This is a genomic window from Phenylobacterium sp. J367, assembly GCF_024699985.1.
In the GTDB taxonomy this organism is placed as follows: domain Bacteria; phylum Pseudomonadota; class Alphaproteobacteria; order Caulobacterales; family Caulobacteraceae; genus Phenylobacterium.
This window is the reverse complement of the sequence record NZ_JAJONA010000001.1, coordinates 517310-538052: the sequence shown is the minus strand read 5'-3', so window position 1 is coordinate 538052 and position 20743 is coordinate 517310. Positions and strand designations below refer to the sequence as shown.

At 71.0% G+C, this 20743-nt stretch carries 19 protein-coding genes and 4 pseudogenes; 17 read left to right on the top strand and 6 right to left on the bottom strand.

Annotated elements, in window-relative coordinates:
• The first annotated feature begins 58 nt into the window (after positions 1–58).
• The 6 genes and pseudogenes from LRS04_RS03015 (at position 59) to LRS04_RS02990 (ending at position 6123) form a co-directional block, all read left to right on the top strand.
• Positions 59–328 (top strand): DUF983 domain-containing protein, encoded by a 270-nt coding sequence (locus LRS04_RS03015; protein WP_374572839.1) that lies wholly within the window; start codon positions 59–61, stop codon positions 326–328.
• Positions 321–1079, top strand: coding sequence for an SURF1 family protein (locus LRS04_RS03010; protein WP_257815089.1), 759 nt, complete (start codon positions 321–323; stop codon positions 1077–1079). Before LRS04_RS03015 ends, LRS04_RS03010 begins: the two co-directional genes overlap by 8 nt.
• Entirely contained in the window at positions 1079–2470 is a 1392-nt protein-coding gene (thrC, locus tag LRS04_RS03005) for a threonine synthase (RefSeq protein WP_257815088.1), read from the top strand. The genes LRS04_RS03010 and thrC overlap by 1 nt, the downstream gene beginning before the upstream one ends.
• A pseudogene (locus LRS04_RS03000) lies at positions 2445–3778 on the top strand (M16 family metallopeptidase). Before thrC ends, LRS04_RS03000 begins: the two are co-directional and overlap by 26 nt.
• Before the next feature lie 32 nt (positions 3779–3810).
• Complete coding sequence (locus tag LRS04_RS02995; RefSeq protein WP_257815087.1) at positions 3811–4422, top strand: GNAT family N-acetyltransferase; 612 nt, start codon at positions 3811–3813, stop codon at positions 4420–4422.
• Positions 4423–4452: 30 nt separating this feature from the next.
• On the top strand, positions 4453–6123 hold the full coding sequence (locus LRS04_RS02990; RefSeq protein ID WP_257815086.1) for a bifunctional diguanylate cyclase/phosphodiesterase: 1671 nt from the start codon (positions 4453–4455) through the stop codon (positions 6121–6123).
• Positions 6124–6132: 9 nt separating this feature from the next.
• Here LRS04_RS02990 and LRS04_RS02985 read toward each other — a convergent pair.
• Positions 6133–6697, bottom strand: a pseudogene (locus LRS04_RS02985) (YqgE/AlgH family protein).
• 118 nt (positions 6698–6815) lie between these two features.
• Between LRS04_RS02985 and LRS04_RS02980 the strand changes: the two are divergent.
• Positions 6816–7298, top strand: coding sequence for a peroxiredoxin (locus tag LRS04_RS02980; RefSeq protein WP_257815085.1), 483 nt, complete (start codon positions 6816–6818; stop codon positions 7296–7298).
• On the opposite strand, the gene LRS04_RS02975 is transcribed toward LRS04_RS02980, so the two are convergent.
• Entirely contained in the window at positions 7295–7831 is a 537-nt protein-coding gene (locus LRS04_RS02975) for a DNA-3-methyladenine glycosylase (RefSeq protein ID WP_257815084.1), read from the bottom strand. The two genes, LRS04_RS02980 and LRS04_RS02975, sit on opposite strands and share 4 nt — an antisense overlap.
• Before the next feature lie 96 nt (positions 7832–7927).
• Between LRS04_RS02975 and LRS04_RS02970 the strand changes: the two genes are divergently transcribed.
• Genes LRS04_RS02970 through LRS04_RS02960 form a run of 3 tightly spaced genes read left to right on the top strand, consistent with a single transcriptional unit; the run spans position 7928 to position 10599 of the window.
• Positions 7928–9109: an amidohydrolase family protein gene (locus LRS04_RS02970; protein WP_257815083.1), complete on the top strand. Its 1182-nt coding sequence runs from the start codon at positions 7928–7930 to the stop codon at positions 9107–9109.
• Complete coding sequence (locus tag LRS04_RS02965) at positions 9110–9715, top strand: hypothetical protein (RefSeq protein WP_257815082.1); 606 nt, start codon at positions 9110–9112, stop codon at positions 9713–9715.
• Positions 9716–9756: 41 nt separating this feature from the next.
• Entirely contained in the window at positions 9757–10599 is an 843-nt protein-coding gene (locus LRS04_RS02960; protein ID WP_257815081.1) for a hypothetical protein, read from the top strand.
• Here LRS04_RS02960 and LRS04_RS02955 read toward each other — a convergent pair.
• From LRS04_RS02955 to LRS04_RS02945, 3 genes and pseudogenes are all read right to left on the bottom strand, one after another.
• A complete protein-coding gene (locus LRS04_RS02955) occupies positions 10572–10949 on the bottom strand; it encodes a response regulator (protein WP_257815080.1) in 378 nt (125 codons plus the stop codon). The genes LRS04_RS02960 and LRS04_RS02955 overlap by 28 nt on opposite strands.
• Entirely contained in the window at positions 10867–12387 is a 1521-nt protein-coding gene (locus LRS04_RS02950) for a HAMP domain-containing sensor histidine kinase (protein ID WP_257815079.1), read from the bottom strand. Before LRS04_RS02950 ends, LRS04_RS02955 begins: the two co-directional genes overlap by 83 nt.
• A gap of 24 nt (positions 12388–12411) precedes the next feature.
• A pseudogene (locus LRS04_RS02945) lies at positions 12412–14198 on the bottom strand (acyl-CoA dehydrogenase).
• Between the two features lie 117 nt (positions 14199–14315).
• Between LRS04_RS02945 and LRS04_RS02940 the strand changes: the two are divergent.
• From LRS04_RS02940 to LRS04_RS02910, 7 genes and pseudogenes are all read left to right on the top strand, one after another.
• The gene (locus LRS04_RS02940) at positions 14316–15242 is read left to right on the top strand and encodes an L-threonylcarbamoyladenylate synthase (RefSeq protein WP_257815078.1); all 927 of its coding nucleotides are present in this window, start codon (positions 14316–14318) and stop codon (positions 15240–15242) included.
• Positions 15243–15265: 23 nt separating this feature from the next.
• Positions 15266–16675 (top strand): FAD-binding oxidoreductase, encoded by a 1410-nt coding sequence (locus LRS04_RS02935; RefSeq protein WP_257815077.1) that lies wholly within the window; start codon positions 15266–15268, stop codon positions 16673–16675.
• 53 nt (positions 16676–16728) lie between these two features.
• Positions 16729–17523, top strand: a complete 795-nt coding sequence (gene yaaA, locus LRS04_RS02930) for a peroxide stress protein YaaA (RefSeq protein ID WP_257815076.1) — start codon at positions 16729–16731, stop codon at positions 17521–17523.
• A gap of 3 nt (positions 17524–17526) precedes the next feature.
• Positions 17527–18324 (top strand): 3-hydroxybutyrate dehydrogenase, encoded by a 798-nt coding sequence (locus LRS04_RS02925; RefSeq protein ID WP_257815075.1) that lies wholly within the window; start codon positions 17527–17529, stop codon positions 18322–18324.
• Positions 18325–18389: 65 nt separating this feature from the next.
• A pseudogene (locus LRS04_RS02920) lies at positions 18390–18812 on the top strand (SDR family NAD(P)-dependent oxidoreductase); the annotation flags it as partial.
• 97 nt (positions 18813–18909) lie between these two features.
• The gene (locus tag LRS04_RS02915; protein WP_257818925.1) at positions 18910–19170 is read left to right on the top strand and encodes an SDR family NAD(P)-dependent oxidoreductase; all 261 of its coding nucleotides are present in this window, start codon (positions 18910–18912) and stop codon (positions 19168–19170) included.
• Between the two features lie 75 nt (positions 19171–19245).
• Positions 19246–20229: a nitronate monooxygenase family protein gene (locus LRS04_RS02910; protein ID WP_257815074.1), complete on the top strand. Its 984-nt coding sequence runs from the start codon at positions 19246–19248 to the stop codon at positions 20227–20229.
• Here LRS04_RS02910 and LRS04_RS02905 read toward each other — a convergent pair.
• A complete protein-coding gene (locus tag LRS04_RS02905) occupies positions 20226–20681 on the bottom strand; it encodes a hypothetical protein (RefSeq protein WP_257815073.1) in 456 nt (151 codons plus the stop codon). The two genes, LRS04_RS02910 and LRS04_RS02905, sit on opposite strands and share 4 nt — an antisense overlap.
• Positions 20682–20743 lie beyond the last annotated feature (62 nt).

Below are 20743 nucleotides of genomic sequence, written 5' to 3'. Positions count from 1 at the left end.
GGGTGGCGGGCCGCTGCCCGAACTGCGGCGAGGGCGCCTGTTCGAGGGCTTCCTCAAGGTGTCGCCTCGCTGCGAAGCCTGCGGCTTCGACCTGGCCCGCGCCGACTCCGGCGACGGGCCAGCCGTCTTTGTGATCCTGGTCGCGGGCCTGCTGGTGGCCTTCGGCGCGCTCTTCACCGAGATCGCCTTCGCCCCGCCGGTCTGGGTGCACCTGATGGTCTGGTTGCCGGCCACGCTGATCGTGGTGCTGGCTTTGCTCCGGCCGATGAAGGGGCTGATGCTGGCCGCGCAATTCAAGAACAAGGCTTCCGAAGCCCGGCATGACTGAACAGTGGGATCCGGAGGTCCCGATGGGGACCCGTGAGCCGTCGACGCGCGGCTTCCCCGTGGGGCTTACCCTGGTCACCGCCCTGGCCATGCTGGTGCTCCTGACCCTGGGCGGCTGGCAACTGCAGCGGCTGGCCTGGAAGCGCGACCTCCTGGCCCGGATCGAGATGCTGCAGGCCGCGCCGGCCCGGCCGATCGGCCCGGTGCTCGACGCCCTCAACGAAGGACGGGACGTCGATTTCACGCGGGTCTCGGCGACCTGCCCGGGCCTGGCCGCCGCGCCCTTCGTCGAGCTCTACGGCCTCCGCGACGGCCGGGCCGGGACGCGGCTGATCTCGGCCTGCAAGGTCGACGCCCTGCGATACAGGACGGTGCTGGTGGACCGCGGCTTCGTCGCGGACATCGTCTCCGCGCGTCCGCCGGTCGATCCGGCGGCCACGGCCCCGGTGACGATCACCGGCCTCCTCCGCTCCCCCGAACCGGCCAGCTTCGTCACGCCCCCGAACCGCGCCGACCGCTTCTTCTCCCGGGATGTGGAGGCCATGGCCGCGGTGCTGCGGGCCGAGCGGCCCGCGCCGATCTTCCTGATGGTTGAAACCTCGTCGAACCCGGAGTGGCGGGCGCTGACTCCGGCGCCGATCCCCACCAGCATTCCTAACCGCCACCTGGAGTACGCCGGAACCTGGTTCGGCCTTGCCGGGGCTCTGGCCGCCGTCTATGCCGCCATGCTCTGGAGACGGCGGAAAGCGTGATGCGTTACATCTCGACCCGTGGGCAGGCTCCCGCGGTGGGGTTCGTCGATGCGGTGCTGGCCGGGCTCGCGCCCGACGGCGGCCTCTATGTGCCCCAGACCTGGCCGAGCTTCTCGGCCGACGAGATCGCCGCCTTCGCCGGCAAGCCCTATGCCGAGGTGGCCGCCGCGGTGATCGGCGCCTTCGCCGGCGACGAGATCCCGAAGGCCGACCTGCTGGAGATGTGCCGGGAGGCCTACGCCACCTTCAACCACCCGGCGGTCGTGCCGCTGGTCCAGATCGGGCCGAACGCCTTCCTGGCCGAGCTCCACCATGGTCCCAGCCTCGCGTTCAAGGACGTGGCCATGCAGATCCTGGCCCGCCTCTACGAGCACATCCTGGGCAAGCAGAAGCGCCGCCAGACCATCCTCTGCGCAACCTCGGGCGACACCGGCGGCGCGGCCGTGGAGGCCTTCCGCGGACGCAAGAACGTCAAGGTGATGGCCCTCTTCCCCGAAGGTCGGATCAGCGAGGTCCAACGCCGGTTCATGACCGCGGCGGTGGAGGACAACGTCGCCTGCGTCGCCGTGGCCGGCACCTTCGACGACTGCCAGGCGGTTGTGAAGGCGACCTTCCAGGACGAGGTCCTGCGCCAGGCGGTGGACCTCTCGGGCGTCAACTCGATCAACTTCGCCCGGATCGCCGCCCAGGCGGTCTATTACTTCACCAGCGCCGTGGCGCTCGGCGCGCCGCTCCGGCCGGTCAGCTTCTGCGTGCCCTCGGGCAACTTCGGCGACGCATTCGCCGGCTATGTGGCCAGCCGCATGAGCCTGCCGATCGGGAAGATCATCGTCGCCACCAACTCCAACGACATCCTGGCGACCGCCTTCGAGACCGGCCGCTATGCCCGCGGCTCGGTCCATGCGACCATCTCGCCGGCCATGGACATCCAGTCGGCGTCGAACTTCGAGCGGCTCTACTTCGAGGGCGTCTCCCGCGAGGCCGTCGAGACGGCGCGCGCCTTCGAGGCCTTCGCCACCGCCGGCGCCATCGACATCCCGCCGTCGGCCCTCGCATCCATGCAGGCGCTGTTCCGCGGCGTCGCCGTGGGCGAGGACGAGACCCGCCGGACCATCGTGGCGACGCTCAACGAGACCGGCGAGCTGATCGACCCGCATACCGCCGTGGCTGTGGCGGCCCTGAAGCGGAGCCCGGACGTGCCGGGCCCTGTCGTCGTGCTCTCCACCGCCCATGCCGCCAAGTTCCCGGAGGACGTGGCCGCCGCCAGCGGCGTGACCGCCATCCTGCCGCGCGGGGCTGCGGACCTGGCCGGTCGCCCCGAACGTTTCGACCGTCTCCCCGCCGAGACGGAGATGATCAAGGCCCATGTCCGCGCGTTCGCCGAAGCGTAGGGCGCAGACCCCGGCGGAGACGCCGCGGGTCCACAGCCTGTCCAACGGCGTGCGCGTCGTCTGCGACCCCATGCCCGGCCTGCAGACCGTGGCCCTGTCGGTGGTCGCCGGACGCGGCGCGCGGTTCGAGGACGCGGAACGCTCGGGCTGGTCGCACCTCCTGGAGCACATGGTCTTCAAGGGCGCCGGCGGCCGCTCGGCCAAGGGCATCGTCGAGGTGATCGAGGCTGAGGGCGGCCACATCAACGCCGCCACCGGCTATGAGCGCACCAGCTTCCAGGTGCGGGCGCTGAAACACGGGCTGGACCTTGGCTCGCGGGTGATCTCCGACCTGGTGCTCCGCCCCCACATGGACGCCTCGGACCTGAGCCGAGAGAAGCAGGTGGTGGCCCAGGAGATCGCCGAGGCGGCGGACGCGCCCGACGACCTGGTCTTCGAGCTGGCCCAGGGCGCGGCCTTCGCCGAGCAGTCCCTGGGCCGACCGATCCTCGGCACGACCGAGTCCATCGGCCGGGCCGCGCCCGACAGCCTGTCGGAGTGGCGCGCGGCGCTCTACGGTCCGGGCTCCCTGGTGGTAAGCGCGGCCGGCGCCGTGGACGAGGACGAGTTGCTGAAGCTCGCCGAGCGCGACTTCGGCCAGGCCGAGGGGCCGTCCCTGCCGTCGCCGGAGCCGGCCAGCTTCACCGGCGGCGCGAACACTGTGGCCAGAAGCTGGAGCAGGCGAACGTCGTGCTCCTGCTGCCGGCGGTGGGCGTTCTGGACCCCGACTATTTCGCGCTGCGCCTGCTGGCCGAAATCCTCGGCGGCGGCATGGCGTCCCGGCTGTTCCAGGAGGCCCGGGAGAAGCGGGGCCTCGCCTACGCCATCGACGCCTATTCGGAGACCTATGCGGACGTGGGCGTGCTGGGCGTCTTCGCCGGCTGTGCTGCGACCGACGCCGAGGAACTGGCGCGGGTCACGGCCGGCGAGATCATCGAGCTCTTGAAGCCCGTGCCGGAGGCGGAACTCGCCCGCGCCAAGGCACAGGTGAAAGGTTCGATGTTCATGGGCCGCGAGGGCGCGCTGGCCCGCGCCGAGCAGGCGGCGGGCCAGGTCCTGCTGTTCGGCCGTACGCTGCATCCGGACATCGTCGCCCGCGAGGTTGACGCGGTCACCGCCGAGGACATCTCGCGGCTGGTCGAGTGGATCCTGCGCTCGCGTAAGTCGGCCGTGGCGGTGCTGGGGCCGAAGGCGGCCCTGCGGGCAGCGCCGGTGTTCGAGGCCTCCCTGTTCGGCATGGGCGCGATCGCCTTTTCACCGACCTATTGACGCGCCCGCGTTTTGCGCGAGGCTCGGCGTCCATGGCGCTGCTGGACTGGATCACGCCGGAGAGCGGACTGCGCGTCGAAGGCGACGGCGTCGTGCTGCGGCCGCCGCGCGCCGCGGACTATCCCGAATGGCGGGAGCTGCGCGCCGCCAGCCGCGCCTTCCTGCAGCCGTGGGAGCCCACCTGGCCGGCCGACGATCTCAGCCGCGCCGCCTTCCGCCGGCGGCTGATCGCCTATCAGCGCGACCGGGACCTGGGCGCGGCCTATCCCTTCTTCGTGTTCCGCGCCTCGGACGGGGCGCTGACCGGGGGCATCACGCTCTCCAACGTCCGCCGCGGCGTCGCCCAGATGGCGTCCGTGGGCTACTGGTGCGGCAAGCCCTTCGCGCGGCAGGGGCTGACGCTGGCGGCGGTCCGGGCGCTGACCGACTTCGCGTTCCGCACCCTGGGGCTTCATCGCCTTGAGGCGGCCTGCATCCCGGAGAACGGGCCGTCGCGCCGGCTGCTCGCCCGGGCCGGGTTCGCCGAGGAAGGCTACGCCAAGGCTTATCTGAAAATTAACGGCGTCTGGCGAGACCATGTCCTGTTCGGACTGACGACGCCTTTCAGCGCGCCGGAAGGCCCGGACGAGGGCGTGTCGGTCTGATCCGACGTATTTTCTCAGGCGGCGTAATCCATGCCAGCGGGCCAATGGACGTGGGACGCGACGGCGACGCTCGAAGCCCTGGGTGCGGCTGACGTCGCGCTCTGGCTGTTGGAGCCCGACGCCGACCGTCTGCGGCTGACCGGCGCGACCCGGCCGCTGGGCCTGGGACCGCTGGCCCCCGACTGCTCCTCCGCCGCGCTGCGCGCGCTCGCCCTGCCGCAGGACCGGGCGCTGGCCGAAGACCTGCTCACCGTGGCGGCGCCCGGCGCCGAGGTGGCCATCCGCATGCGCATGCGTGGCGGTGAGGTCTGCGTTTGGCGCGGCGTCTGGCTGGAGGAGGGCCGCCGGGCGGCGGGCGTGGTGGCGCTGGAAACCCGGTTCGCGGCGGCGGAGCGGGACACGCTGACCGGCCTGCTGGACCGCAAGAGCTTCATTCTCCGCGCCCGCGAGCGGCTGCAGCAGGACGGCGAGCACGAGCTGATCGTCGCCGACCTTGACCGCCTGCGCCGGCTGAACGAGGCCCTGGGCCACGAGCGGGCCGACCTGGTGCTGGCCGCGTTGGGATCGAGGCTGGCCGCCGCCTTCCCGCCGGGCGCCCTGCTGGCGCGGATCGGCGAGGACGAGTTCGCCGCGCTCGCGCCCAAGCCCGTTTCGCCGGGCCCCGATGCGCTGCGCCATGCGCTGGAGCAGCCGCTGCGCGTCGCCGGCTTCGACATCCACCCGACGCTGTCGATCGGCGCCGTCCTGGCCCTGGGGGGCGATGCCGCGCCCGAAGCCGCCGAGCTGCTGCGCCGGGCCGAGCTCGCGGTGGAAGCCGCCCGCAGCCACGGCCGAGGCGGCGGGGCGGCCGCCTATGGCCGGGGCATGGAGACCGACGGCCTGTCGCGCCTGGCGCTGGAGAGCGACCTGAAGGGCGCCCTGGTCCGCGGCGAGGTGGTGGCCTTCTACCAGCCGATCGTGCGCCTCTCGACCGGCGCCCTCTCCGGGTTCGAGGCCCTGGTCCGCTGGCGCCACCCGCGGCGCGGCCTGCTGCCGCCCGAGCAGTTCCTGACCCTCCTCGACGAGATGGGCATGATGGGCGACCTCGGCGCGCTGATGATGCGCGACGCGGCGCGCCAGCTCGCCGCCTGGCGGATGAAACACAAGGCGGCCGGCGAGCTGACCGTGGCCGTGAACCTCTCCACCGGCGAGATCGACCGGCCGGGCCTGGTGGCCGACGTCGCCGCCATCCGCGAGGAGACCGGCCTGCCGCCGGGCGCGCTGAAGCTCGAGGTCACGGAAAGCGACGTGATGCGCAATCCGGAGCGGGCGGCCAAGGTGCTGCGCGACCTGCGCAAGGCGGGCGCGGCGCTGGCCCTGGACGACTTCGGCACCGGCTTCTCGTCGCTCAGCTACCTGACCCGGCTGCCTTTCGACACGCTGAAGATCGATCGCTATTTCGTGCGCACCATGGCCACCAACGACGGCTCGGCGAAGATCGTCTCCTCGGTGGTGAAGCTGGGTCGCGACCTGGCGCTGGAAGTGGTCGCCGAGGGCGTCGAAAACGCCGGCATGGCCCGCCAGCTCCAGTCGCTGGGCTGCGACTACGGCCAGGGCTTTGGTTATGCGCCGGCGCTGTCGCCGCAGGAAGCCGAGGTCTATCTCAACGAAAGCTATGTGGAGGGCGTGGCCCCGGTCATGGCCCGCGGGACGCGCGGCTAGGCGACCTTCTCAGGCCCGGCCCGCGGCGAAGCTCAGCCGCTCCGGATCAACGCCCAGCTTGCCGAGCGCCTGGGCCCATTTGTGCTCGTGGTCGTCGCCGAAGACGAGCCGGTCGTCCGGGTCGCAGGTGAGCCAGACGTTCTCCTTGATCTCGTTCTCGAGCTGGCCCGCGCCCCAGCCGGCGTAGCCGAGGGCCAGGAGCGAACGCCGCGGCTGCCCGCTGGCCTGGGCCATGGCCTCCAGGGCGTCGCGGGTGGGGGGTGAGCGCCAGGCCGGCGCCCACGTCCAGGCTATGCTCGGCCTGGTAGTCGTCGGTGTGCAGGACGAAGCCGCGCTCCTGCTCCACGGGCCCGCCCATCAGCACGAGGTCGGGCGGCGCCTTGATCTCCGACTTGATGTCGAGACGGGCCAGCAGGTCCGGGACAGTCAGGCCGTCCACCGGGCGGTTCACGGCCAGGCCCATGGCGTGGCGGTTGTCGTGGGCGCAGATCAGGATGAGGGAGCGTTCGAACCGGGGATCCGAGATACCCGGCATGGCGATCAGAAGCTGACCTGCGAAGAACCCGTGATCCATTGTCCCTAAGCTTCGGACCGGATCGCGGCGCTTTCAAGGTCCGTTCGCACATGCTTGGTTGCGCCGCGCGGAGTTGTCGCTATCTCCGCCGAGATCAGACCTTCAGGAGGACGCCCCCATGACCATCAAAGTCGGCGACAGGCTGCCGGACGCGACGCTCACCCAAGCCACCGCCGAAGGCCCCCGGCCTGTCTCCGTGCAGGATGTGTTCGGCGGCAAGAAGGTGGCGCTGTTCGCGGTGCCGGGGGCGTTCACGCCCACCTGCTCGGCCAAGCACCTGCCGGGCTTCAAGCAACTGGCCGGCGACCTCAAGGGCAAGGGGGTCGACACCATCGCCTGCGTGTCGGTGAACGACGCCTTCGTGATGCGCGCGTGGTCCGAAGACCAGGCCGTGGGCGATGACATCGTCATGCTGGCCGACGGCGGCGGCGACTTCACCAGGGCGCTGGGCCTCGAGTTCGACGCCTCGAAGTTCGGCATGGGCGTGCGCTCGCAGCGCTACTCCATGGTCGTCGACGACGGCGTGGTGAAGGAGCTGAACGTCGAGGCGCCGGGCGAATTCAAGGTGTCCTCGGCCGACTACCTTCTGGCCCAGCTCTAGCGCGACCTGGGAAAGGGCCGGCTCAGGAACCTCGAGCCGGCCTCCCCGAAACGCCAGGGCACTTCGGCGGCCTTGGTGATGCCGATCCGCGGGCCCGCGACGATCCCCTTCGCGGAGCCTGGCCTCAGGGCGAACGGAGCCTGGTCCAGTGGCAGGCCGTCGTGTCCGCGGGTGACGGCCAGGGCCTGGCAGAGCTTGCCGGGGCCGGAGCACAGCGCGCGGGGATCGCTGAGGCCGCGCCGTTCGTGCATTTCCTGGAGGCCCTGGGTTGGCTCGAGGGCGCGGATCAGCACCGCGCTGCCGGGGGTCTCGCCGCAGACGAAGTTTAGGCACCAATGGATGCCGTAGGACCTATAGACGTAGGCCCGGCCCGGCTCCCCGAACATCACCGCATTGCGCGGCGTCTTCCCAGTGAAGCTGTGCGAGGCCGGGTCCTCGTGGTGGTACGCCTCGGTCTCGACGATCCGGCCGCCGACCCCGTTCACCAGCACCTCCCAGCCGATCAGCGCCTCCGCGGCGGCCGCGGGATGCATCCGCCACACGTCGTCTTGCCCAGCCTTGTCTTGACGGGCGGGTTTTCGAAGCGGCGGAATGTTCCCAGAAGAAGAGACCATCAGGGAGGATGTGGCATGCCCTACGCCGAGGGCCAAACCATCCATGACGCCGACAGCCACATCATGGAGCTGCCCGGCACCATCAACCGCTACCTGGACCCGCGCTTCCGGGACGACTTCGTGGCCAAGACCGGCCGCAAGGACGTCCTGCCCGAGTGGTTCGCCAACGCGGCGGCCAAGCACGAGGACGCCGAGTTCCGCGCGGGCGCCGAGGCCAACATCCTCCTGCGCAAGAACTACGAGGCCCTGGGCGCATTCCGGGCCGACGACCGGCCGAAGACCCTCGACTACCTGGGCTTCGCGAGCCAGCTCGTCTTCACCACCGCCTGCCTCTCGAACTTCGGCCTGGAGCAGATGGGCGAGGTCGAGCTGGCGATCGAGGCGGCCCGCGCCCACAACCGGATGATGACCGAGTTCTGTTCGGTGGACCGCCGGCTGCTGGCCACGGCTTACGTGCCGCTGATCGACCGCCAGCGCGCGCCGGAGATCGCGCGGGAGGCCATCGCGCTCGGCGCCAAGGGCCTGATCATCCCCTCGCGCCACCCGCCGGGCTTCTCGCCCAGTCATGTGGAACTCGACCCGCTCTGGGCGCTCATCGAGGAGGCCGGCCTGCCGGTGCTGTTCCATGTGGGCGGCGAGGAGAAGATGGCCCACGACTACCTGGAGAACGGCCTGCCCTATGTGAAGGACTTCCACGGCGGCGACGAGAACTTCACCTCGCTGACCTTCATGGCGATCCCGCTCAGCGTCTGGCAGACCCTCTCGGCTCTGGTCATCGACGGCGTGTTCGACCGCTTCCCCCGGCTGAAGTGGGGCGCCATCGAGCTCGGCGCCTCCTGGCTGCCCAGCCTGATGAAGTTCCTGGATTCCGGCGTCGCCGCCTTCGGGCGCGAGGCGCGGCTGCAGACGCTGTCCGGCAAGCCCAGCGAGATCCTCCGCCGCCAGCTCCGCGTCACGCCCTATCCGCACGAGGACGTCCGCTGGATCATCGAGAACTCCGCCGAGGAGATGATCCTGTTCTCCTCGGACTTCCCGCACGTGGAAGGCGGGCGCAATCCGCTGAAGCGGTTCAACGACAGCCTGGAGGGCGCGAGCCCGCGGGCGAAGCGGGCCTTCTACCGCGACAACTTCATCGACCTGATGGGGCGCGGCCTCGATCCGGCGCTGCACGACCTGCCGCAGGTCGCGGCGGCCTGATTGGCCTTCGCCCTCGACCACGTCTGGATCGCTACGGCGGACCGTGACGCGGTCCTGGACCGGCTCTCCCGGATCACCGGCCTGCCGGTGCTGGACGCCTGGGCGCCGGCGGGCGTGGTGCAATCGCGCGGCGTCCGCTTCGCCAATGGCCCGTTCCTCGACGTGCACGGCGCGGAGTCTGGCGCGGGCGCCGTCGTTCTGCTGCGGGGCGGGATCGCGGAGGCCGAGGAGTTGGCCGCGCAGCACGGCTGGGCGGTGAAGGCGCAGCGGCGCGAGGACGCGCCGGCCGACCGGCGGCCGCCGTGGTCGCTGCTGTTCTTCCGGCGCGGGCAGGGCGCGCTGAGCGGCATCGCCATTATCGAGTACGAAATCGATCCGCAGGGCTACGCGCTGGCCGAGTACGACCAGCCGCTGCTGTTCCTGGACAGCGCGCCGTCAGACGGACCTAGGCTGGCGCGCGTCACGGTGGGCGGCGGGGGCGATCTCGCGGCGCTGGGCTGCCCGGGCCTCGCGGCGGCGGAGGGGCAGGGCGTCCATCTCGAGATCGCCGGCGCACGCGGACCCCCGATACGTCTGGGCCACGTCGAGGCGACCTTCACCGACTGACGGGGCGGCTGTAAGCAGGGCGAAGGCCATCGCGGAATCACGTGGAAGAATTCCCCCACTCCCGTGTCTTCGAACACTCGCTGCTGAAGATCGCGGCCAAGCGCGCCATGCTGCGCAAGTCGATCGGGCAGATCACGACGCTCGCCCTGGGCTCCTCGCACGGGGACTTCGGGTTCGACCCGGAGTTCTGCCCGGGCGCGTTCAACCTCTGCTCGCGGTCGCAGGACCTTCGGCACTCCAACGCCATCCACCGCCGGATCGCGCCGATCATGCCGAAGCTGAGGAACGTCGTGGTGTTCTATTCGGTGTTCTCGCCGGGCAGCGTGCTGGAGCAGTCGAAGGGGGAGCTCGACATGTGCCTCGCCCTGCACGAGATCCTCGACCTCAACCTGACCTACAGCGATCCCTACCTCGTGGCGCATGCGGGCAAGCTGCGGGACCAGTACGCCCAGTACCGGCCCGAGGTGGAGGGGCGGCTGGGCTTCCTGCCGAAGCTGCAGAAGCCCTTCTTCCCGGAGAGCTACGGCGCGGAGCGCCGCGCCCAGGAACACCTCAAGCTCAACGGCCGGCGCGAGGCGAACCTCTATCTCGTCTCGCTGCTGCTGAGGGCGCAGCGTCTGGGCCATCAGGTGCTGGTGGTGATCCCGCCGGCCCGGGAGGACTACCGGCGCGGATGTGGCGCGCCGTCCGGCGTGCTCTTCCGGGGGCTGGCCGAAATCCGCTCGGAACTGGAGGTCGAGGCGCCGTTCGGGGTGCTCGACCTGTTCGCCGACCCGGACTTCCGGCCGGAGCACTTCGGCGACTTCGACCACCTGCTGCCGCTGGGGGCCGGGACCGAGATCCTGTCGCGGAAGGTCTACGAGGCGCTGGCCACGCCCTCATAGACAGCGCCGTCGGACGCGGCGGAGAGCGCGCGGACGCAGACCTCCAGCAACTCCTCGACCTGGATCGGCTTGGAGGCGTGGTCGGTGAAGCCCCCGTCCAGGTAGGTCTGGCGGCCGCCTGAGGTGACGTCGGCGGTGAGCGCGACCACCGGGGCGTCGCGGTTCGGCCCGCTGTCGCCGCGCAGTCGTTTGAGCACGTCGAAGCCGCTCATGCCCGGCATCTGGATGTCCATCAGCACCAGGTCGAACGGCTGGTGGTTCAGCAACTCAAGGGCCTCCTTGCCGCCCCCGGCGCGGACCACCTCGTGGCCGAAGCTGCCCAGCAACTGGCCGATGACCTGCAGGTTCACGGGGTTGTCGTCCACCGCCAGGACGCGCAGGGGGAACGCCCTGCGGCGCGGTGTCGACGACCTCGGCGGGCCGCGGCCGTGCGGCCACCTCGACGGGCAGCTCCACGTGGAAGGTCGCGCCGGCGCCCAGCTCGCTCTCCACCGAGATGCGGCCGCCCATCAGCCCGGTGAGCTGGCGCGCGATGGCGAGGCCGAGGCCCGTGCCGCCAAACCGGCGGGCCTCCGAAGTGTCCGCCTGGGTGAACCGCTCGAACAGGGTGGCGAGCTTGTCGGCCGGGATGCCCGCGCCGGTGTCGCGGACCGAGATCGTCAGCCAGACCGCGCTCGTGCCGTGGGCGCGTCCGGAGACCAGCACGTCGACGGCCCCGCGGTCGGTGAACTTCAGCGCATTGCCCATCAGGTTGAACAGCACCTGGCGAAGGCGCAGCGCGTCCATCAGGACGAATTCGGGCAGGCCTTCCTCGACCTGCAGGCCGAGGCGCACGCCCTTCTCCTGGGCGCGGCCGCCCCAGAACCCGACCAGGCGGTCGAGGAACAGCTGCAGGTCCTCGGCGCCCCGGACGATCTCCATGTGGCCGGCGTCGATCTTGGAGATGTCCAGCACGTCGTTGAGGATCGCCATCAGGTACTTGCCGCTGTCGATCAGGGTGTCGATGCGCTGGGCCTGCTTGGGATCGGCCTCGTCGCGCTTCAGCAGTTGGGCCATGCCGAGCACGCCGTTCATCGGCGTGCGGATCTCGTGGGACATGGTGGCCAGGAAGTTCGAGGCCGCCTTCTGGGCCTGGCGCGCCTCGTCGCGGGCCGCGGCCAGGTCGGTGACCATGGCCACGTTGGACATATATGCCCCGTGCCAGGCCCGCACCGCGCGGGAGTTGCCACTGGATATCAGCGCCATAATGAGTGTGAGCGAGGCGAGGCTGGCCAGAACGGCGAACGCCACCCCGGGCGTGAGCAGGAAGACCGCCAGCGCACCGGCGAGGACCAGCGGCGGGCCGGCGAAGCCCCAAAAGATTTGCCGCGAGAAGGCGCCGGCGGGAATGCCGATGGCGACCATGCCGGCGATCTGGAAACCGAAATAGAGCAGTTCGCCCTGGCCGCCCTGGGCCGCGATCAGGAAGGCGGGGAAGGTGTAGATCGAGATGCGCGCGGCGCTGAGCAGCGCCAGGCGTCGGAATCCGCTCGCCTCGGGCGTCACGTCGGCCCGCGCGCCCCAGCGCCGCAGGACGGACTGCAGCACGACATCGAAGGCGCTGGACGTGAGGAACAGGCCGGCGGCGACGTAGGGATGGCCGAGGGCCCAGACCGCCATGGCCGATATGGCGTTGAAGCCCAGGTGCCCCCAGACGGGCAGCATCAGTCCGGCCAGCGTCAGCTGATACCCGTTCGGCCCGGGCCCCAGCCCGCTGGCTGGACGATCGGACCTCGTCTGCGTGCTCATAGCGCCCTCATCCCCAGGAGCGCTCTAGCCGCGAATGGTAAAGCTTAGGAGAACAAGGGTCGGGAATCTCAGCCCGCGATGGCCGACGCCTGGATGGCCTCGAGGTCGCCGGGCGCCGTCGCAGACGCTGTCGGCCAGACCCGGCGTGCCGGTCAGCACCTGGGCGGCGAAGAACCGCGCCAGCGCGGGTTTGGACTGGAGCCAGGGATCGGACGCGCCCGCCGCGGCCAGCGCCTGGCGCCCAGAAGCCAACCGCCGATCACGTCGCCGGCCAGCTTGAGGTAAGGCGTCGACGCGGCCTGGGCCGGTGGCCCGCCGTTGGCCAGCACCCAGTCCGTCGCTCGCTCCAGGGCGGCCACGCCGGCGGCGAGGCGGCGGCCGACCCCGACCAGTTCCGGAACCTCGGTGAGCGTCTGGGCGGTCAGCGCGATCTCCGCGCAAAGCTCGCGCATCACCGCCCCGCCGGCCATCGGCGCCTTGCGGCCCACGAGGTCGAGCGCCTGGACGCCGTTCGTGCCCTCGTAGATCGGGGCGATGCGGGCGTCGCGGTAGTGCTGGGCCGCGCCGGTCTCCTCGATGAAGCCCATCCCGCCGTGCACCTGCACGCCGAGCGAGGCGACCTCGACGCCGATGTCGGTGGACCAGGCCTTGGCGATCGGGGTGAGCAGCTCCTGGCGGGCCTTGGCGGCGGCGCGCTCCTCCTCGCTGTCGGCCAACCGGGCGAGGTCGGCCAGCACGCCGGTCAGCAGGCAGATGCCGCGCGCCGCCTCGATCTTGGCCTTGGAAAGGGTGAGCATCCGGCGCACGTCCGGGTGGCCCCAGATGGCGCCTTCGGCATCCCAGGACGCACGGCCCTGGCGGCGTTCCTGGCTGAACGCCAGCGCCTGCTGGAAGGCCCGCTCGGCGATGGCGACGCCCTGGACGCCGACCTGCAGGCGGGCGGCGTTCATCATGACGAACATGTGGGCCAGGCCCTGGTTCGGCTCGCCGACCAGTTCGGCCTCGGCGCCCTCGTAGAGCATCACGCAGGTGGGCGAGCCGTGGATGCCGAGCTTGTGTTCGATGGAGGCCGGCCGGAAGTCGTTGCGCGCGCCCGGCTTGCCGTCCTCATCCAGCTTGAATTTGGAGGTCAGGAACAGGCTGATGCCCTTCACGCCGGGCGGGGCGTCAGGCAGGCGGGCCAGCACCAGGTGGCAGATGTTGTCCGTGGCGTCGTGGTCGCCCCAGGTGATGAAGATCTTCTGGCCGTAGAGGCGGTAGCCGCCCTGGCCGTCCGGCTCGGCGCGGGCGGTGAGCGCGGCGAGGTCGGTGCCGGCCTGGGGCTCGGTGAGCACCATGGCGCCGGTCCATTCGCCCGAGACCAGCTTCGGCAGGACGAGGCGCTTCTGCTTCTCGGTGCCGTGCAGGGTCAGGGCCTCGATGGCCGCCTGGGTCAGCATGGGGCAGAGGCCGAAGGCCATGTTGGACGCATGCACCATCTCGAAGACGGCGAGTTCCATGGCCTTGGGCAGACCCTGGCCGCCGAACTCCGGATCGGCGGCGAGCGAGTTCCAGCCCTGGGCGGCGAACTGTTGGTACGCATCGCCGAAGCCGGGGGCCGCGCGGACCACGCCGTTCTCGAACTTCGCGCCTTCCAGGTCGCCCTTGCGGTTTAGCGGCGCCAGCACGTCGGTGGTGAAGCCGCCGGCGGCCTCCAGCACGGCGGCGATGGTGTCGGCGTCCAGGTCCGGGAAAGCCCGCTGCACCAGGGCGTCGTGGCCGACGGTCGAGAGGGCGAAGGCGAGATCGCGGACGGGCGCGCGGAAGGTCATGGACGAAGGCTCCGAGTTCCGCCGCTGTTTAGGCCAAGGCGCCGCCGCGTCATAGATGGGCTCACCCCGCGGGAGGGGTGGGACAATGGCCGGTGCGGGATGATATCGGGGACGGGCTTGGACGAGACCGCCGCCCATACCCTTGCCGACGCCGTCGCCGCCCTCAAGGCCGGGCGGCTCGTGCTGATGCCGACGGAGACCGTCTATGGCCTGGCCGCCGACGCCAGCAACGCCCGGGCAGTGGCCAAGGTCTACGAGGCCAAAGGCCGGCCGAGCTTCAATCCGCTGATCGCCCATGTCGCCGACCTTGCGGCGGCGCAGAAGGTGGCCCGGTTCGACGACCGGGCGCGGGCTCTGGCCGAGCGGTTCTGGCCGGGACCCCTGACCCTTGTGCTGCCGGCCGCCGACACACAGGCGGTCTGCGACCTGGCGCGGGCCGGGCTGGACACCGTGGCTGTGCGGGCGCCTGGACACCCCGTCGCCAAGGCTCTCCTCGAGGCCTTCGGCGGGCCGGTGGTGGCGCCCTCCGCCAATCGTTCGGGGCGGCCGAGCCCGACCACCTTCGCCGACGCGTTGGAGGAGACGGGAACCGCCGCCGCCGCCGCGCTCGACGGCGGCCCGTGCGAGATCGGGCTGGAATCCACCGTGGTGGCCCTGCTCGACCAGCCCCGCCTGCTTCGGCCGGGCGCGGTGACCCGCGCCGAGATCGAGGCGGTGGTCGGGCCGCTGGCCGAAGCTGAGGCCGACGCCAAACGCTCGCCGGGGAGGCTGACGCGGCACTATGCGCCGAACTCACCGGTGCGGCTGGACGCCCCGTCGCCCCGGCGCGGGGAGGCCTGGCTATCGTTCGGGCCGGGCGGACGCGGCCGCTGGAACCTCTCGCCGACCGGCGACCTGTCGGAGGCCGCCGCCAACCTCTTCGCCTACCTGCGCGCCGCCGACCGCACCGAGCCGGTGGCGATCGCGATCGCCCCGATCCCCGACGAGGGCCTGGGCGAGGCGATCAACGATCGGCTGAGGCGGGCCGCGGGGTTTGTGGGGTAGGGCGCAGGCGCTATCCTCGTCCCATGACCGTCTCCGTCCCCGCCGACGTCCTCTCGCGCCTGAAGGCCGTGCTCGGCGAGGGCGGCTGGAGCCAGGATCCCGACCGGCTGGCGCCGAAGCTCGTGGAATGGCGCGATCGCTGGGTCGGTCACACGCCATTCCTGGCGCTGCCCAAGACCACGGCGGACGTCGCCGCGGTGGTCGGCATCTGTTTCGAGGCCGGCGTGCCGATCACCCCGCAGGGCGGCAATACCGGCCTGGTCGGCGGCCAGATCCCGCAAGGCGAGATCCTGCTCTCCACCGAGCGCCTGCGCGCCATCCGCGACCTCGACGCGTACGACGACGTGCTGGTGGCCGAGGCCGGGGTGACGCTGTCGGCCGTCCACGATGCCGCCGCCGCCGCCAACCGCCGCTTCCCGCTCGGGCTCGCCTCGGAAGGCTCGGCGACGGTCGGCGGCTTCGTTTCCACCAACGCCGGCGGCACCCAGGTGCTGCGCTACGGCATGGCCCGGTCCCTGGTGCTGGGCCTCGAGGCGGTGCTGCCCAACGGCGACGTCTGGGATGGGCTGAAGCGCCTGCGGAAGGACAACACCGGCTACGACCTCAAGCAGCTCTTGATCGGGGCCGAGGGCACGCTGGGCGTGGTCACCGCCGCGGCGCTGAAGCTGCACCCGGTGATGGCCAGCCGGGCGGTGGCGATGATCGGGATGGCGACACCGGAAGCCGCGCTGAAGCTCCTGGCCCGGGCCCGGGAGGAGACCGGCGGCGCGGTGGAGGCCTTCGAGCTGATGGCCCGCATCGGCATCGACTTCGCGCTGCGCAACATCGCCGGGACCCGCGATCCGCTGTCCGGACGCCACGCCTGGTACGTGCTGGCGGAGTTCGCCTCGGGCGAACCGGGCTCGGCGGAGGCGGCCATGGAGCGGTTCCTGGCCAGCGGCGCCGAGGAGGGGCTGATCGAGGACGCGGTGGTCGCCCAGTCCGACACCCAGGCCAAGGCGCTCTGGGCGATCCGCGAGAACCAGTCGCCGGCCCAGAAGCCCGAAGGCGCCACCTGGAAGCATGACGTCGCGGTGCCGGTGAGCCAGGTCGCCGCGTTCCTGGCGGAGGCGACGGAGGCCATGCAGGCCTTCGCACCCGGCGCCCGCATCGCCGCCTTCGGCCACGTGGGCGACGGCAACATCCACTACGACGTGCTCCGGCCCGACGGCGGCTCGGACGCCGAGCATTCGGGCAAGCGCGACGCCGGCAGCCGCAGGGTGCACGACATCGTGGCGAGCTACGGCGGCTCGATCAGCGCCGAGCACGGCCTGGGCTCGATGAAGACGGCGGAGGCCGAGCGCTACAAGAGCCCGGTCGAGGTGGCTGCGATGCGGGCGATCCGCCAGGCGCTCGACCCCAAGCGCATCATGAATCCGCGGGTGCTGTTCTAAACCCCTGTGAAGGGGTTGGCGGCCGGGTCAGGGGCCCGTAAGAGGCGGGCAAGATGCTCATCGTCCTCTCGCCGGCCAAGGCGCTCGACTTCAGCGCCGGACCGGATTTCGCGCCGCTCACGGCCCCGCAGCTCGCCGACCAGACGGCGGAGCTCAGCAAGACCACGAAGAAGCTCCGCGCCGCCGATCTCAAGACGATGATGGCGCTGTCCGACAACCTGGCGAAGCTGAACCGCGAGCGCTTCCAGGCCTTCGACCCGGCGTCCGAGGACGGTCTGCAGGCGGCGTTCGCCTTCAATGGCGACGTCTACACGGGCCTGAAGGCCCGTACGCTGGACAGGAAGGGCCTGGCCTGGGCGCAGGACCACGTCCGCATCCTCTCGGGCCTTTACGGCCTGCTCCGGCCGATGGACGCAATCCAGCCCTACCGGCTGGAGATGGGCGTGCGGATCAAGACCAAGCGGGGCCAGAGCCTCTACGACTTCTGGGGGAGCCGAATCTCGGAGGCGCTGAACGAAGAGGCGCGCGGCCACAAAGACAAGACCCTCGTGAACTGCGCCAGCGGCGAGTATTTCGGCGCCGTCGACCGCGCGGCGCTGACGCTGCCGGTGGTGACCTGCCGCTTCCTCGAGGAGAAGGACGGCGAGAGCCGGATCATCTCCTTCTACGCCAAGCGGGCCCGCGGCCTGCTGGCCCGCTACGCCATCGACAACCGGATCGCCAAGCGCGACGACCTGAAGGCCTTCGACGTGGACGGCTACCGGTTCGTCCCGTCACAGTCGAGCGACGAGGAGTTCACCTTCTCCCGCCCGCAGCCCCCGCCGCCGTCCGCCGCCAAGAAAGCCTGAGCCATGCCGCAGCCCTACAACCTCGAAGGCCAGGCCGCGGTGATCACCGGCTCGACCAGCGGCATCGGTCAGCACCTGGCCGAGGCGCTGGCGAAGCAGGGCGTGAACGTGATCCTGAACGGCTTCGGAGATGCGGCCCAGATCGAGGCCGACCGGGCGCGGATCGCGGCCGAGACCGGGGTGAAGGTGCTCTACCACGGCGCCGACATGACCCGGCCGGAGGAGATCGCCGACCTGGTGGAGACCGCGCGCCGCGAGTTCGGCCGGTTGGACATCCTGGTCAACAACGCCGGCATCCAGCACGTCGCCCCGGTGGACGAGTTCCCGCCCGAGAAGTGGGACGCGATCATCGCCATCAACCTGACCAGCGTCTTCCACGCCACCCGCGCGGCGCTGCCGCTGATGAAGGCGGCCGGACGCGGGCGGGTGGTGAACATCGCCTCTGCGCACGGGCTCGTCGCCTCGCCGTTCAAGTCGGCCTATGTGGCGGCCAAGCACGGGGTCGTCGGCTTCTCCAAGTCGGCGGCGCTGGAGGTGGCGAAGCAGGGGATCACGGTCAACGCGATCTGCCCGGGTTATGTGAAGACCGCGCTGGTGGAGGCCCAGATCGCCGACCAGGCCAAGGCCCGCGGCATCGCCGAGGACCGGGTGGTCGAGGATGTGATCCTGGCCGTCCAGCCCAGCAAGAGCTTCATCACCTACGACCAGCTCTCGGGCCTGCTGCTCTACCTCGTCTCGGACATGGGCGGGGGCACGACGGGCGCGGCCTACACCGTCGACGGCGGCTGGACGGCGGCTTGACGAACCCGCCGTAACCACGGCCTTTCGCTCCCCAACGATCGTTTGAAATCGAGGAGACGGAGCCCATGGCGTTCAAGCCGTTCGACCTGACGGGGAAGGTGGCGCTGGTCACCGGCGGCAACGGGGGCATCGGGCTCGGCATGGCCGAAGGCCTGGCCTCGGCCGGCGCCAAGATCGCCATCTGGGGCCAGAATCCCGAGAAGAACGCCAAGGCGGAAGAGGCCCTGAAGGCCTACGGCGTCGAGGTGCTCGTCCAGAAGGTCGACGTGGCCGACGAGGCCGCCGTCGTAGCCGCCGTCGCCGAGGTGCTGAAGACCTTCGGCCGGCTCGACTTTGTGGCGGCCAACGCCGGCATCGGCGGCGGCGCGCCGTTTGAGGAGATGACCACCGAGAAGTGGCGGCGCGTCACCACCGTGAACTTGGACGCCGTCTTCTGGACCTTCCGCGAGGCCGCCAGGCACATGATCGAGCGCGCCAAGGCCGGCGACCCCGGCGGCTCGCTGGTCGTCACCTCGTCCACCTCGGCCATCCACGGGGGCGCCGCGCAACCAGGCCTATGCATCCACCAAGGGCGCCGTGCTCTCCATGGTGCGTGGCCTGGCGGTGGAGTACGCCCGCTACGGCATCCGCGCGAACTCCATCCTGCCCGGCTGGATCGCCACCGACATGACCGCCGGCCTGCAGGCGTGGGATACCTTCAACGAGAAGGCCATCGGTCGGGTGCCCATGCGCCGCTGGGGCGAGGGCGACGACTTCTCCGGCATCGCCGTCTACCTGGCCTCGGACGCCTCGAAGTTCCACACGGGCGACAGCTTCGTCATCGACGGCGGCTACACGATCTACTGAGGTTCCCTCGGGTCACAGTTTCCATCGATAACCCGCGGCGCCATCCTCACGGCAACGAGACATCGGGAGGACGCCATGACCCTGCACACCAAGCTCTGCGACCTGCTGGGCGTGACCCATCCGATCATGCTGGCCGGCATGGGCGGGGTCTCCTACGCGGAGCTCGTGGCGGCGGTGTCGAACGCCGGCGGCTACGGCGTGCTGGGCATGGCCGGCCGGGGTCCCGACTTCATCCGCGAGCAGATGCGGCAGGTGAAGACGCTCACCGACAGGCCGTTCGGGGTCGACCTGCTGGCCGCCAGCCCGGAGAGCCTGACGGCGTCCGTGGACGTGATCATCGAGGAGGGTGCGTCCAGCTTCGTGGCCGGCCTCGGCGTACCCATGCCCATCCTCGAGAAGCTCAAGAAGGGCGGCCTGAAGGTCATGGTCGTCTGCGGGGCGGTCAAGCACGCCGTGAAGGCCGAGCAAGCCGGCTGCGACGCGGTGATCTGCCAGGGCGGCGAGGGTGGCGGCCACACCGGCCTCGTTGGCACCCTGCCGCTGGTGGCCCAGGCCGTGGAGGCGGTGAAGATCCCGGTGGTGGCGGCCGGCGGCCTCTATGACGGCCGTGGCCTGGCGGCGGCGCTGAGCCTGGGCGCGGTGGGCGTCTGGATGGGCACCCGGTTCATTGCTTCGCTGGAAGCTCATGCCGGCGACCTCTACCGCCAGACCATCGTCGAGGCGGCGGACGAGGATACGGTCCGCACGCGCTGCTATTCCGGCAAGCCGATGCGGGTGAAGAAGAACCCCTATGTCGAGGACTGGGAAAGCCGGCCGTCCGATATCCAGCCCTTCCCCATGCAGGCCATGGTCTCGCACCAGGCCGGCGTCATGGGCGGCATCGGCGGCCAGATCGAGGGGCTCGATCCAGACAAGTCGTGCTTCGCCATGGGCCAGTCGGCGGGCGGGGTGCACGACGTCCTACCGGCCGGCGAGATCGTGCGGCGGATCATGGCCGAGGCCGAGGCCGCCATCGACCGCGTCGCCGCGATCCGCGCGAAGTCGTCCGTCGCGGCCTAGGGCGCGGTCGCGAGGTAGCCCGGCGGATCCTTCAGGAAGGCGCCGAAGTCGCCGAGACAGGCGCGCCAGGCGGCGATCTGGGTCTGCATCTCCTGGCGCGTGTCGCCGGGAAACAGCAGGGTCGAATAGATCACATGCGGCCGGCTCGCCCGGTCCTGGACGATCCGGCAGGTCAGCGAGCTCTGGTTGAAGGCGTTGGTCTGCACGAGGGTCGGCGCGCTGCGGTCGGCGGCGGCGTCGAACTGTAGCGCGCGGCAGGCGCGGCCCTGGGCGTTGCAGCCCGCGTACTCGGCGACGAAGCCGCCTGCCGGCGAGGTCACCCTCAGGCGCACGCCCTCTCCGTCGCGCTGGACGATCTCGGCCTTGGCGTCGAGGCTGGCCAGAAGGGCCACCAGGCTCGCCGGGTCCTGGGCGTTGAAGTCCGCCGGGGCGGCGGGGGCGGCCTTCGCCACGGCCGCCTTGGCGGCGGGGGGCCTTGGGAGCCGGGGCCTGGGCGGAGACCAGGACGGCGAGG

What these genes read in the sequence shown, in the direction of transcription:
- LRS04_RS03010 (WP_257815089.1), top strand. Translation starts at nt 321, where the DNA reads ATGACTGAACAGTGGGATCCGGAGGTCCCGATGGGGACCCGTGAGCCG.
- thrC (WP_257815088.1), top strand. Translation starts at nt 1,079, where the DNA reads ATGCGTTACATCTCGACCCGTGGGCAGGCTCCCGCGGTGGGGTTCGTC.
- LRS04_RS02995 (WP_257815087.1), top strand. Translation starts at nt 3,811, where the DNA reads ATGGCGCTGCTGGACTGGATCACGCCGGAGAGCGGACTGCGCGTCGAA.
- LRS04_RS02990 (WP_257815086.1), top strand. Translation starts at nt 4,453, where the DNA reads ATGCCAGCGGGCCAATGGACGTGGGACGCGACGGCGACGCTCGAAGCC.
- LRS04_RS02980 (WP_257815085.1), top strand. Translation starts at nt 6,816, where the DNA reads ATGACCATCAAAGTCGGCGACAGGCTGCCGGACGCGACGCTCACCCAA.
- LRS04_RS02975 (WP_257815084.1), bottom strand. Translation starts at nt 7,831, where the DNA reads ATGCATCCCGCGGCCGCCGCGGAGGCGCTGATCGGCTGGGAGGTGCTG.
- LRS04_RS02970 (WP_257815083.1), top strand. Translation starts at nt 7,928, where the DNA reads ATGCCCTACGCCGAGGGCCAAACCATCCATGACGCCGACAGCCACATC.
- LRS04_RS02950 (WP_257815079.1), bottom strand. Translation starts at nt 12,387, where the DNA reads ATGAGCACGCAGACGAGGTCCGATCGTCCAGCCAGCGGGCTGGGGCCC.
- LRS04_RS02935 (WP_257815077.1), top strand. Translation starts at nt 15,266, where the DNA reads ATGACCGTCTCCGTCCCCGCCGACGTCCTCTCGCGCCTGAAGGCCGTG.
- yaaA (WP_257815076.1), top strand. Translation starts at nt 16,729, where the DNA reads ATGCTCATCGTCCTCTCGCCGGCCAAGGCGCTCGACTTCAGCGCCGGA.
- LRS04_RS02925 (WP_257815075.1), top strand. Translation starts at nt 17,527, where the DNA reads ATGCCGCAGCCCTACAACCTCGAAGGCCAGGCCGCGGTGATCACCGGC.
- LRS04_RS02915 (WP_257818925.1), top strand. Translation starts at nt 18,910, where the DNA reads ATGGTGCGTGGCCTGGCGGTGGAGTACGCCCGCTACGGCATCCGCGCG.
- LRS04_RS02910 (WP_257815074.1), top strand. Translation starts at nt 19,246, where the DNA reads ATGACCCTGCACACCAAGCTCTGCGACCTGCTGGGCGTGACCCATCCG.